The organism is Paenibacillus sp. FSL P2-0121, assembly GCF_037975345.1.
Taxonomy (GTDB): Bacteria; Bacillota; Bacilli; order Paenibacillales; family Paenibacillaceae; genus Paenibacillus_AQ; species Paenibacillus_AQ odorifer.
In genome coordinates, this window is the sequence record NZ_CP150245.1 from 2,727,820 (window position 1) to 2,739,877 (window position 12,058).

Here is a 12,058-nt window from a genome sequence, read left to right on the forward strand (position 1 = left end):
AGGCATGAAGGTATCGATGTTTATAACTTGCGTCAGCGATGCCGTGTTCCCGAAGGTCGGGGAAGCCATGGCTCGTCTGCTGGCCAGATATGGCGTACAGCTGGAGTTCCCGGAGGTGCAGACCTGCTGCGGACAGCCTGCGTACAACAGTGGATATTGGAATGAAGCGCGGCAAGCTGCACTTACGATTCTGCAGGCCTTCGATGACAGTGATTTTGTCATTGCACCTTCCGGATCCTGTACGGGGATGCTTCATCATTACCCTAAGCTGTTTCAGGATGATCCGGTTAATCTGGTCAAGGCGCAGAATTTGCAACGTAAATCCTATGAATTCAGCCAGTTTATGGTGCAGGTGCTTGGCGTAACTGATCTAGGAGCAGTGTTTCCGCATAAGGTTACCTATCATCCTTCCTGTCATGGCACAAGGATTCTAGGGATTCGCGACGAACCTATGCAGCTTATGCAAAATGTGAAGGCGATGGAGCTGGTACCACTGCCTTTTGCTGAGGACTGCTGTGGGTTTGGTGGAACCTTTGCCGTGAAAATGTCTGATATCTCCGGGGCGATGGTCACTGAGAAATCAGATCATGTGCTGGAGACGGAAGCAGAAATCCTAACGGGTCTGGATATGGGTTGTCTGATGAATATTGCCGGGAATCTGCGTTACCGCCGCGAACCCGTTCGAGTTATGCATTTAGCAGAACTACTGTATGAGGGGGTGACTGATAAATGAGTCAAACCACCACCAATCTAACGGCGAAATCAGAGAACGGGAAGCCAGCAACAGTAAAAGAGCGTGCAGACTTGGCACTGAATAATGACTTTTTACGCAAGGCTGTTCGTTTTACCACGGAGAGACTGCGTGATGGAAAACAAAAAGCAGCTAACGATCATGGCCACTGGGAAGAGTGGCGTGAACGTGGGCGACAAATCCGTCTACACACGATCGCCCATCTTGATTACTATTTGAATCTTTTTGCAGACAAGGCAAGAGCAAACGGCACACATATTCATTTTGCAGCAACGGGTGAAGAGGCTGTGAAGATTGCCCTTGAAATCGCGCAGCGAAAACAGGCAGCTTCTGTGGTCAAATCCAAATCAATGGTTACTGAGGAGCTGCATTTAAATAAGGCGCTGGAATCCATTGGTGTGGAGACCATAGAGACGGATCTGGGGGAGTATATTATCCAGCTTGCCGGGGAAACCCCGTCACATATCATTATTCCGGCGATTCATAAGAACCGCTACCAGATTGCCGAGCTGTTGTCCAAAGAGGCAGGGGAGGAGCTTTTGCCTGAAACTACTATTCTTGCTGGATTTGTACGGCGAAAGCTGAGAGAGAAGTTCCTTGATGCGGATATCGGAATGACTGGCTGTAACTTTGCTATTGCAGAGACGGGTTCGATGGTGCTGTTCGAGAATGAAGGCAACGCTCGTATGGTCACCACTTTACCGAAAACACAAATTACCCTGATGGGGATGGAGCGGATTATTCCTTCGTGGAGTGATCTTGAAGTGATGGCTACATTATTGCCTCGTTCGGCAACAGGGCAGAAGTTAACGGTATATATGTCGGGTATTTCTGGTCCCCGCAGAACCAACGATGGTGATGGGCCGGAAGAGCAGCATATTATTATTCTTGATAATGGCCGATCTGAGCAGCTAGGCGATCCTGAGTTTCAGGAGCTGCTGAATTGCATCCGCTGTGGAGCTTGTCTGAATGCTTGTCCTGTCTACCGTCATATTGGCGGTCATGCATATGGGGGAACGTATAGCGGACCTATAGGAGCGGTGTTGACCCCGGCGCTGAATAAAAATGTAGATCAATGGGATGACATCGCCTCAGCCTCTAGCCTGTGCGGAGCATGTTATGAAGCCTGTCCGGTCAAAATCCCTCTGCATGATATGCTCATCTATTTACGCCGGCGGAAGGTAGAACGTGGTTATGGGGATAAGGCAGAAGGTCTCGGCATGAAGGGTTTTGGGGCGATTATGGCGAAGTCACAGCGATTTAGTAATGTGATGAAGGTAGGTAGAATCGGGCAAAAGCTGCTCGTGCGAGACGGAGGAATTCCGTCGAAACTGGGGCCGCTGAAAGGCTGGAACAATTATCGGATCGCCCCGAAGCTGGCAGATCAATCCTTCCGTGAGAGCTGGAAGGGGCTGCAACAGGAGCTAGACAAGAACAGTCGCGAAATGGACCCGGCGATACAGAAGCGAATGGAAGATTTACTAGCGAAGCGGAAGCGGGAAGAGCTGGAAGGAGGGGCCGGACATGACTGAAGAGACGCACAGTAACTGGTTGGAACGTATGGAGCAGGATTCACGTGAAAAGCAGCAGACATTCATGAATGATATCGCTCGCCGCCTGAAGCGGCCGAGAATTACTGAAGCTCCTGCACATCCTTTTCGCGGCGCACCGCAGTATTGGCAGCAATTCCAGTGGAGTCCGGAGGAAAGGATTGAACAATTTACGGCGAATTTTCAAAGCGCCGGTGGTCATGTATTTCGTGTGAAGGATATGGATGAAGCCAAAGCTTTCATCGTCAGCAAAGTCAATGAGATGCTCGCACGGTATATTCTCCGGCAAAATGTCACCGAGCTAGCAGCACTTCGACTAGAGGAGGAACTCACAGATACACGGGTGTCTGTCTGGAATACAGATGATCAGGAGGCATGGAAAGCTAGGGCGGCCGAGGCTGATATTGGAATTGTGATTGCGGATTATGCAGTTGCTTATACAGGCTCCATTACTGTGCTGTCCTCTGAGAATAAAGGCCGTTCAGTCAGCTTATTACCTACCGCATTAATTGCCATCGTTCCATTGGAGCGGCTGAAGACTCGTCTCGGTGAGGTGCTTATTGATTTTGATGAAGCTGGGCCATCGGGGCTGCCGGCGGGCATCCATTTTATCTCCGGACCTAGCCGTTCAGCGGATATTGAGAATGATCTGACGATAGGCGTGCATGGTCCAGGAATCGTATTCGCTTTGCTAGTAGGCTGATAGGAGATAAGGAGTGTTGTATAGGGATGAATACACAAGCTCATAATCAGAATCATATTGCTGTTGATATCGGAGCCTCTAGTGGGAGAGTGGTCTGTGGAACCTTGCAGCAGCCGGGAGGAACCCTGTCTATAGAAGAAATTCATCGCTTCAGTAATGGATTCGCTGAACAAAATGGTAATCTATATTGGGATATAGATTATTTAGTTGCTGAAATCGTCAAGGGCTTACAGCAGGCCAAGGCTAGAGGGATCGAGCGCTGCACCGTGGGCATCGATACTTGGGGTGTCGATTATGTACTTCTCGATCAGGAGGGAGCGCGGATCCATGAGGTTTTTTCTTATCGTGACTCCCGAACGGATGGAGCGATAGAGAGGCTGCATCGTAACATCTCAACTGAAAGCGTTTACGGAAAAGTGGGGATACAATATCTCCCGATAAATACGTTGTATCAACTGTTTGTGCATGATCAGGCGGAGCTGGAAGCAGCACATTCCATTCTCCTGGTCCCTGATTATCTTTATTATCGGCTTACGGGTCGCAAGATTAGTGAAGTGACGATAGGTTCCACCTCTGGGATGCTGAATCTTCACACTCGTGATTACGATGAGGATCTTCTGTCGGTGCTTGGTCTTTCAAAAGAGCAATTCCCTCCCTTAACAGAACCTGGGGAACCCGTTGGGAGGTTGACGGAGGACTTGGCGGCTCGCGGCGATCTTCCAGATTGCGAGTTCATAGCAGTAGCCTCTCATGATACAGCATCAGCTGTACTAGGGGTTCCGGCAAACAGCGAGAAATGGGGATTTCTCAGTAGTGGTACTTGGTCACTCATCGGGGTGGAACGGAGTTCAGCCATCACAAGTCCAGAGGCTATGTTACGCAACTATACGAATGAATGGGGAGCCTACGGCTCATTCCGTTTTCTTAAAAACATTATGGGCATGTGGTTGATTCAAAAGGTACGTGAGGAGTACGGCGGACAATACAGCTTCGGCGAGCTGGTAGAGCTGGCAGCACAAGAAATCCCTTTTAGATCGATCATTTATTGCAATGATGAACGCTTCATGAATCCACCGAGCATGATTGACGAGATCCGCAGCTATTGTGTGGAAGCAGGACAGTTGGTCCCTCAAACGCCTGGGGAAATGGCTCGATGTGTTTTTGATAGTCTTGCTTTATCTTATTATTTCTACATTCAGGATCTCCAGCAATTGACGGGTGACAACTTAGAGAGGTTGCATATCGTTGGCGGAGGTGCGAATAACGGTCTGTTGTGCCAGATTACGGCAGATCTGCTGGAGATGGAAATTCACGCCGGACCAACAGAATCTACGGCTTTAGGCAATCTGGTTGTGCAGATGATCAGCACGGGTGCTGTAACTGATCTTCAAGAGGCGAGAGAAATTATAAGTCGTTCATTCCAAGTAACATCTTATATACCGAAGGGGATGGACCCCACGACCAAAGAAGCGGCTTTGGCACAGTTCGCCCGGCTGCAGGTCGTTAATTAGTAGCTAAGTTTAGTGGAAAACGAGCCAAAGAGAGGCAAAAATGCCTCTCATCGAGCGCAATACGCGGAAAACGAGCTAAAGAGAGGCAAAAGTGCCTCATCTAAAACACACTAAGTTAAAAATCAGGAGGCTCAAACATGGAGCAGAGTAAAGAGAGCTTACAGAGCATTCAGAACAGCTACAATGAAGCGAAAAAGCTTTACGCACAGCATGGGATCGACGTAGATAAAGTGTTGGAGCAGCTAGCGGAAATTAAGATTTCTTTGCATTGTTGGCAAGGTGATGATGTGAAGGGTTTTTTGAATAAGGAAAAAGAACTGAGCGGCGGGATCGCAGTCACCGGAAGTTACCCGGGGCGGGCCGGGAATCCGGAGGAGCTGCGCCGGGATTTGGAACAGGCTCTAGCACTCATCCCAGGGCAACATAAAATAAATTTACATGCTATTTATGCGGATACAGAAGAGACTGTAGATCTCGACGCGTTAGAGCCTAAGCATTTTGAGCGCTGGGTGAGCTGGGCCAAAGAGCAGGGACTCGGATTGGATTTCAATCCTACCTGTTTTTCTCATGAAAAAGCAAATGATGGCTTCACACTGAGTCACCCAGATCCTGAGATCCGCAACTTCTGGATCGCTCATTGCAAGGCCTCACGTCGAATCGCCGAGTCCTTTGGTCAAGCATTAGGTCAGCCTTGTGTCACTAATTTTTGGGTTCCAGATGGTTATAAAGATACGCCGATCGACCGCTTGTCACCAAGGGTACGGCTTCAGCAGTCACTCGATGAAATCTTCAGCGAGGAAATCGATCAGCAATATAACATTGATGCTGTAGAAAGTAAGCTGTTTGGTATTGGTTCGGAAAGTTACGTGGTTGGCTCACATGAATTCTATATGGGTTATGCGCTAAGCCGGGGTAAGGCGGTGTGCTTCGATGCTGGACATTTCCATCCAACCGAGACAATTTCGAATAAGCTGTCTTCCTGGCTGCTGTTTGGGGATCAATTGCTGCTGCATGTTAGCCGTCCAGTACGCTGGGATAGTGATCATGTGGTAACTATGGACGATGAGCTGCTCGAGATTGCCCGTGAACTGGTTCGTGGTCAGTTTCTGGGCAGAACGCATATTGGATTAGATTTTTTTGACGGAAGCATCAATCATGTTGCTGCTTGGGTGATCGGAACACGAAATACATTAAAAGCTTTGCTTCGTGCCATGCTGGAGCCAATCGAGCAATTGAAGCAAATTGAGCTGGATGGAGATTACACTTCAAGGCTTGCCTTGGTCGAGGAATTTAAATCGTATCCGTTTGGAGCCATTTGGGATTATTATTGTGCGAAGAATGGCGTACCGGTCCGGGAAAGCTGGCTAAATGAAGTGAAACAGTATGAGGCTGAGGTTTTATCGAAAAGATAGAGGTAGAAGTAGAAGTGAAGTAGAACGAACTTTAACAATATAAGTAGATAAAAGATAGGCGGTTACCGGCAGGTAGCCGCTTTTTTATGTTTATGAATCGTACATGATTTGAATTCAGCTCTGATCTCTGCTATGTTTTATCCAAAAGAGAGCGAGGCGCAAACTATGAAACAATATGGACCGAACCCGAATACGCTCTATCCCAATGAACAAATTAAAAGTATCTGCTATATAAAAAATGCGATTACAAGAGACAATATCATTGTTGGCGATTATACCTATTATGATGATATAAACGGTGCAGAGAAGTTTGAGGAACGTGTGACTCATCATTATGATTTTATTGGCGATAAGCTTATTATTGGAAAATTCTGCGCGATTGCCAAAGGCATTGAATTTGTCATGAATGGTGCCAACCACCGGATGAATTCGGTTTCGACCTATCCGTTTAATATCATGGCCCATGGCTGGGAACAGGCGGTCCCGGATTTAAAAGATCTGCCGCTAAAAGGTGATACAGTCATCGGAAACGATGTTTGGATTGGACAAAATGTTACGGTTATGCCAGGTGTGCATATTGGAAACGGAGCAGTTATCGCAGCCAATTCTACAGTTGTAAAGGATATTCCGGCGTATAGTGTAGCTGGAGGAAATCCCTGCAAAGTGATCAGACAACGTTTTGATGATGAAATGATCGAATATCTTGAAGCGCTGAAGTGGTGGGATTGGGATGCTGAGCGAATCTTTAAGAATCTTGAAGTGTTATGCAGCAGCGATTTAACGAAAATCAAAGCGATCAATTAATCGTAAGTAGGTTCAGGATACGGACTTTAGTTTATCTTAAAGATATAAACCTCAATTGAGGGAATACTTTAGGTATGTACGTCATATGAACCTTTCGGAGGGAACCGGCAATGAAGAAGGATAAGGTCAAGAATAGCATGGAGCTCACTGCAGAGGAATTTCCATATAGCAAAGAAAATGAGGAAATGGTAACGCAAAATTTTTGGACGAAAACTAAAAAGTTCGCAGGCAAAATTCCATTTACTAAAGATGCTATCGCAATGTATTATTGTGCCGTCGACGCTAAAACACCTTTATGGGCGAAAGGAATTGCTTTCGGTGCATTGGCTTATTTTATTTCTCCTATAGATGCTATACCCGATGCGATTCTAGGCCTTGGATTTACAGATGATGCAGCGATTATCGCAGCAGGCATTAAAGCGATATCCGGTCAGGTAACCAACGAACATAAGGAAAAAGCTGCAGCGTTTTTTAATGGGGAAAAATAAAAGGTGCAGCATTGAGCTACACCGTAATATCTGTACCTTCAGGACAGCTTTCTGCGGAAAGCTGTTTTGTTTTGTACACCTCGCCCCAATCTTTCATGAGTTTAATAATAGGAATCAGTGTCTTGCCGAATTCAGTTAAAGAGTATTCGACTTTTGGGGGAACCTGATGGTAGACCTCACGGTGTACAACCCCATCCTCTTCCAACTCTCTTAGTTGCAGGGTCAGCATACGTTGGGTAATGCCCGGGCAGATCCGGCGGAATTCGTTAAAACGTTTCGTGCCATCAATCAAGTGATAGATGAGAATTCCTTTCCATTTGCCTCCTATAACGTCCAGTGTGAATTCTACAGGGCAAGCTTCTTTGTTGCTTTCCGGGAAATTTCCGAAGCCACCTTTTCGGTCACGCATAGCTGTTCAACTCCCATGGTATCATTTTGTATACTACATAACATTATTGTGCGTACTTTTAAAGAAGTGATATATACACTAATATTAAGCATGTGATCGGCAAACAGTCAAATGCTCGTCGATGCTAATCAAGTAAAGGGAGTGTTACTCATGGATACTTTATCGTTAAACAAGAATGAAATCCTGTCTGCATATCAGTTCAGACATGCAACTAAAGAATTCGATAGCCATAAAAAAATTAGTGAATCGGACTTTCAATTTATTCTGGAAACTGGACGATTGTCACCAAGTTCATTCGGATTCGAGCCTTGGCGTTTTGTGGTAGTACAAAGTCCGGAAGTACGTGAAAAATTACGTCCTTATGCCTGGGGCGCACAAAAGCAATTGGCAACCGCAAGCCATTTTGTGCTTATTCTCTCACGTCTTCCTAAAGATATGGCTGCTGACTCCGATTATATTAAAGGGATCATGGAGAATGTGCAGGAGTTGCCTCCGCAAGGAATGGAAGGAAAACGTAAAGTTTTTGATAAGTTTTTGAAGGTTGATTTCGGACTGATGGAGAATGAGCGGGCAATGTTCGAATGGAGCTGCCGGCAGACTTATCTGGCGCTTGGGAATATGCTGACTTCAGCTGCGTTAATCGGGATCGACTCCTGCCCAATGGAAGGTTTTGATAAAGCTAAGGTTGAGCAGATTCTGGAAGAAGAAGGGATTTTGGACGCTGAGCATTTTGGAATCTCCTGTATGGCAGCTTTCGGATATCGCCTGAATGAACCACGTGGTAAGACGCGTCAAGGTGCAGAGCAAGTAATTCAGTGGGTTTAACGAAATTGAATCTTAATCTTTGAGCCTGTAAAGTCTCTGTATTCTGGGGATTTTGCAGGTTTTTTTGCGATATTTCTTATAAGATTCAAAAATTAATTGAAAGTTTCATGAAAACTCTGATACCCTTATGAAGGTGACTCCATATTAGCGCTATCGCTTTAACTTAATAATGAAGGGATCCTGCATCATGAAAATCATTCGCATTATTATCCAAGTGTTCCTGCTATATTTGTTCTACTTGGCTGGGGACTATCTGCAAAAGCAACTGCATCTCCCCGTTTCCGGGAGTATCGTAGGATTACTGTTACTTTTTGTTCTATTGTTATTCAGGGTCGTGCCTGTGAAGTGGATTGAAGAGGGTGCTACAACGATATTAGCTTATCTTCCGTTATTTTTTATTCCAGCGACAGCTGGGATCGTGAATCATATGGATATCTTTAGTGGTAGAGGTTTACTATTAATCCTAATCCTTATCGTTAGCAGTGTTCTCACGATTGCCGCAGCTGCACATTCTAGCCAATGGCTTACTAGCGTAAACAACAAGCTGAAAGCGGGATGGAGCGGCAAGAGACTAAGCGAAAAGGGGAAGGAAATATAATGTTTTTTATCGCAACAGGTATTGTACTGCTTAACGTAGCTATTTATTTGATGATGTCAGTAGTATATAGACGATTTCGTATTCCTGTACTTATTCCCGCGCTTACAGCAACAGTGATTGTTGTAACTTTACTACTATATTTTCATATTCCGTATGATACATATATGATAGGCGGCAAATGGATTAATCAGCTGCTCGGTCCTGCTGTAGTATCGTTAGCCTACCCATTATATAAACAACGTAATGTGTTGATTGAGAATCTCCCGGCAATTCTGGGCGGAGCCATTGTAGGTCTGCTTATAGGGATGTTTAGTGGACTGCTTTTGGCGGCAGGTCTAGGCTTCTCTAAATTATATGTTTTATCTTTATTACCTAAATCGATCACTACACCTGTAGCGATACAGATCTCGAACAGCTTAGGTGGGGACTCTTCTTTAACCTCTGTATTTGTTATGATTGCTGGATTTACAGGTGCGATTGGCGGACCTTTTATCATCAAACTGTTTAGAATTCGTAGTGAGGTTGGAATCGGAATTGGTCTAGGAACCGCTTCACATGCTCTAGGAACAGCAAAGGCCTTGGAATATGGTGAACAATCCGTTTCGATGAGCTCGGTTGCGATGACTGTTTGCGCCGTAGTTGGCTCTTGTATCGGCCCACTTGTAGCGTGGATGATGTACCCTTAAATTATTCTTTTAATTGGACTATGTTTGCAAAACACTCCATCGGGTAACTATAACTAAGGAACAAAAAAAGCAAAGCACCTGAGGAGGATTTCACATGTCCGATCACACACAAGATGAAGCGGAAATCCGCAACAAGGAAAATAAAGAAGGCGATTCATTAGCTGAAATTAAGAAGATGGAGAACGGTGTAGACATCGAGCCAGAGGCAGATGAGTGGGTAGCCAAACCTGCTGAATCCTCACACCCAGATCCGCTTCCCGATAATTTGGAGTAAATGATTCGGAAGACAGGCTGTCCTTTAGGGGACAGTCTGTTTTTGTTGATGATTATAGTAAGTATTGTATAATAAATAAAAGTACAACCTCATCAGAGTGTTTTCTCCAAGTTCGTCTTAGCTTTTCGCAAATTTCACAGATCTTTGCCAACAGGGAGGAAATGGAATGCGTAGTCGGAATGAGAACAGCCGTTACCGGCAAAAACGTGGTGAGGCTCTCGCAGGAAACTTTGAGAAAAAGTACGGTTCAAACTTTGGCGTACGCAGTGAGCTTAAGATGGATGCACTGAAGAAACAAAACGACGATCAGTTGCTGACGACACCTCATGAAGAAGAGCATAAATAATTAGAGGTAACAAGTGGGAGACTTTTACTCCTGGAATTCTGGAATGGAGGCATAACCTTTTGGGTTATGTCTTTTTTTGTGCGCATATTTCCAGAACGATCAAGACATAATAGGGCCGGATGGACAACTAAGAAAATAATGACAACGGGAGGCGAGATTAGGTCATGATTATTCCTATATTTTCGTTAAGTGGAGATATAGCAGTTACTGTGGTGGGCCAATACTTTTTTTATTTTATGGTCTATTCCTTTTTAGGTTGGGTATTGGAAGGGACCTATAATCTATACAGTAATGGAAGCTTTCGCAAAGAAGGATTTCTAAAAGGTCCATTTAAGCCGATGTACGGCTTTGCTCCACTATTGCTATTGATTGCTAGAGATTTGACGCTGCCACTTCCGCTTTTCCTATTTCTTGCGCTAATCATTCCTTCTGCTGTGGAATTTATAAGCGGTTGGCTGTTAAAAACGGTATTCCATAAGCAATGGTGGGATTACTCAGGAATGTCTTATCAACTGCAAGGGCATATTTGCCTGCGTTTTTCTCTATATTGGTGGGGGCTTTCAGTAGCTAGTGTGTATGTAATTCAGCCGCTTATGGAGCTTTTATATTCGGGTGTTCAGCCTATTTGGAAATTCGTGCTTCCGATCGTGGGGTTCTACTTTATGGCGGATTTATTATGGACCTGCTGGAGCCGGTATCGGATGGAGAAAACCCCTCAATATCAGAAGTAATGGTTTTCTATATGTGTACTACGAGTCTTCTTTTGTGTATCAAGCACAAACATTTCGTGGACAGGCATTTCGATATTGCATATCCGTTTCTAGTCATAAATAATATAGCAATATATTAAATACTAGACGGACTGGTGGCGATAACGATGACAGGGAAGATTCTAGTGAGCGCATGTCTGTTAGGGCATAAAGTACGTTATGATAATGGCGATGTTCCGTGTCTCGATGCCCGATTCCTAAAGTGGTATGAGGAAGGGCGTTTTGTCCATATTTGTCCAGAGGTAGTGGGAGGTTTGCCAACCCCTCGTCCTGACGCACAGCGGCAAGGAGATCGGGTAGTGACGGGGGCAGGCGTTAATGTTACGGAGCCATTTATGAAGGGGGCTCAAGCCACACTAAAGCTGGCTAGGGAACATCAGGTTGCATTAGCTATTTTAAAACAAGACAGTCCTTCATGCGGAAGCCTGTATATTTATGATGGAACCTTTAAAGATACGAAAGCACCGGGAGAGGGCACCACTACGGAGCTGTTGAGGAAAAATGGGTTTAAAGTATTTGGCGAAGATCAGCTGGATGAAGTCGAGCAGGAACTCGCACGTACGGACGGGCAGGGCATTCTTTAAGTAATAAATAGGCTGTAGGATACATAGTGTGTATAAGGGGAACGAAGCAGTGTCCTTGGGAGAGGAAATGCCGTCCGATGAGCCATCCTTCATTTGGGATAGGAGGCGGACGCAGATGAGTATTGATCAGCTCATTGCTTTGCTCGTTCTTGTCATTATGATCGTACAGCTTGCTGGCACAAAAGGTAAACACTAAGACTCACCTCATTGTAACTGCTTCCGGAGCTCAGCATTTTTTGAGTTCGGAAGCTTTTTTTGTCCACGGCTATGCATATTGTGAAATCTAAAGGATTCCTTCATAGTGATGTCTAATATACATATAGTGGGTTTTTGGGAAGTCCAAGGAA

At 45.3% G+C, this 12,058-nt stretch carries 16 protein-coding genes; 15 read left to right on the forward strand and 1 reads right to left on the reverse strand.

All coding sequences use genetic code 11. The features are described from left to right. Positions 1-4: 4 nt before the first annotated feature. From MKY54_RS11830 to MKY54_RS11860, 7 genes are all read left to right on the forward strand, one after another. On the forward strand, positions 5-733 hold the full coding sequence (locus MKY54_RS11830; protein ID WP_036689769.1) for a (Fe-S)-binding protein: 729 nt from the start codon (positions 5-7) through the stop codon (positions 731-733). Next, positions 730-2,283, forward strand: coding sequence for a LutB/LldF family L-lactate oxidation iron-sulfur protein (locus MKY54_RS11835; protein WP_076305641.1), 1,554 nt, complete (start codon positions 730-732; stop codon positions 2,281-2,283). The genes MKY54_RS11830 and MKY54_RS11835 overlap by 4 nt, the downstream gene beginning before the upstream one ends. Beyond that, positions 2,276-3,004: a lactate utilization protein gene (locus MKY54_RS11840; protein ID WP_339190567.1), complete on the forward strand. Its 729-nt coding sequence runs from the start codon at positions 2,276-2,278 to the stop codon at positions 3,002-3,004. The genes MKY54_RS11835 and MKY54_RS11840 overlap by 8 nt, the downstream gene beginning before the upstream one ends. 26 nt (positions 3,005-3,030) lie before the next feature. After that, complete coding sequence (gene rhaB, locus MKY54_RS11845; RefSeq protein ID WP_339190569.1) at positions 3,031-4,515, forward strand: rhamnulokinase; 1,485 nt, start codon at positions 3,031-3,033, stop codon at positions 4,513-4,515. A gap of 137 nt (positions 4,516-4,652) precedes the next feature. Further along, on the forward strand, positions 4,653-5,927 hold the full coding sequence (gene rhaA / locus MKY54_RS11850; RefSeq protein WP_076280324.1) for an L-rhamnose isomerase: 1,275 nt from the start codon (positions 4,653-4,655) through the stop codon (positions 5,925-5,927). A 165-nt stretch (positions 5,928-6,092) separates the two neighbouring features. Further along, on the forward strand, positions 6,093-6,731 hold the full coding sequence (locus MKY54_RS11855; RefSeq protein ID WP_076130349.1) for a Vat family streptogramin A O-acetyltransferase: 639 nt from the start codon (positions 6,093-6,095) through the stop codon (positions 6,729-6,731). Positions 6,732-6,841: 110 nt separating this feature from the next. Next, positions 6,842-7,219 carry a YkvA family protein gene (locus tag MKY54_RS11860; RefSeq protein WP_081383451.1) on the forward strand — a complete coding sequence of 126 codons (378 nt, stop codon included), beginning with the start codon at positions 6,842-6,844 and terminating at the stop codon, positions 7,217-7,219. 16 nt (positions 7,220-7,235) lie between these two features. Here the strand turns inward: MKY54_RS11860 and MKY54_RS11865 are convergent, their stop codons facing one another. Further along, entirely contained in the window at positions 7,236-7,628 is a 393-nt protein-coding gene (locus tag MKY54_RS11865) for a helix-turn-helix domain-containing protein (RefSeq protein ID WP_076130348.1), read from the reverse strand. 150 nt (positions 7,629-7,778) lie between these two features. Here MKY54_RS11865 and MKY54_RS11870 point away from each other — a divergent pair, with 150 nt between their 5' ends. From MKY54_RS11870 to MKY54_RS11905, 8 genes are all read left to right on the forward strand, one after another. Further along, complete coding sequence (locus MKY54_RS11870) at positions 7,779-8,453, forward strand: NAD(P)H-dependent oxidoreductase (protein ID WP_076130347.1); 675 nt, start codon at positions 7,779-7,781, stop codon at positions 8,451-8,453. Positions 8,454-8,640: 187 nt separating this feature from the next. Then, positions 8,641-9,051 (forward strand): CidA/LrgA family holin-like protein, encoded by a 411-nt coding sequence (locus MKY54_RS11875; protein WP_036689778.1) that lies wholly within the window; start codon positions 8,641-8,643, stop codon positions 9,049-9,051. Continuing rightward, positions 9,051-9,737 carry an LrgB family protein gene (locus MKY54_RS11880; RefSeq protein WP_076130346.1) on the forward strand — a complete coding sequence of 229 codons (687 nt, stop codon included), beginning with the start codon at positions 9,051-9,053 and terminating at the stop codon, positions 9,735-9,737. The genes MKY54_RS11875 and MKY54_RS11880 overlap by 1 nt, the downstream gene beginning before the upstream one ends. Positions 9,738-9,831: 94 nt before the next feature. Beyond that, positions 9,832-10,011, forward strand: coding sequence for a hypothetical protein (locus MKY54_RS11885; RefSeq protein WP_036689781.1), 180 nt, complete (start codon positions 9,832-9,834; stop codon positions 10,009-10,011). Positions 10,012-10,177: 166 nt separating this feature from the next. Next, a complete protein-coding gene (locus MKY54_RS11890; protein WP_038570027.1) occupies positions 10,178-10,357 on the forward strand; it encodes a hypothetical protein in 180 nt (59 codons plus the stop codon). A gap of 164 nt (positions 10,358-10,521) precedes the next feature. Continuing rightward, positions 10,522-11,088: a putative ABC transporter permease gene (locus MKY54_RS11895; protein ID WP_036689784.1), complete on the forward strand. Its 567-nt coding sequence runs from the start codon at positions 10,522-10,524 to the stop codon at positions 11,086-11,088. A gap of 146 nt (positions 11,089-11,234) precedes the next feature. Continuing rightward, on the forward strand, positions 11,235-11,711 hold the full coding sequence (locus tag MKY54_RS11900; protein WP_339190572.1) for a DUF523 domain-containing protein: 477 nt from the start codon (positions 11,235-11,237) through the stop codon (positions 11,709-11,711). Between the two features lie 49 nt (positions 11,712-11,760). Continuing rightward, entirely contained in the window at positions 11,761-11,907 is a 147-nt protein-coding gene (locus MKY54_RS11905; protein WP_155288116.1) for a hypothetical protein, read from the forward strand. Positions 11,908-12,058 lie beyond the last annotated feature (151 nt).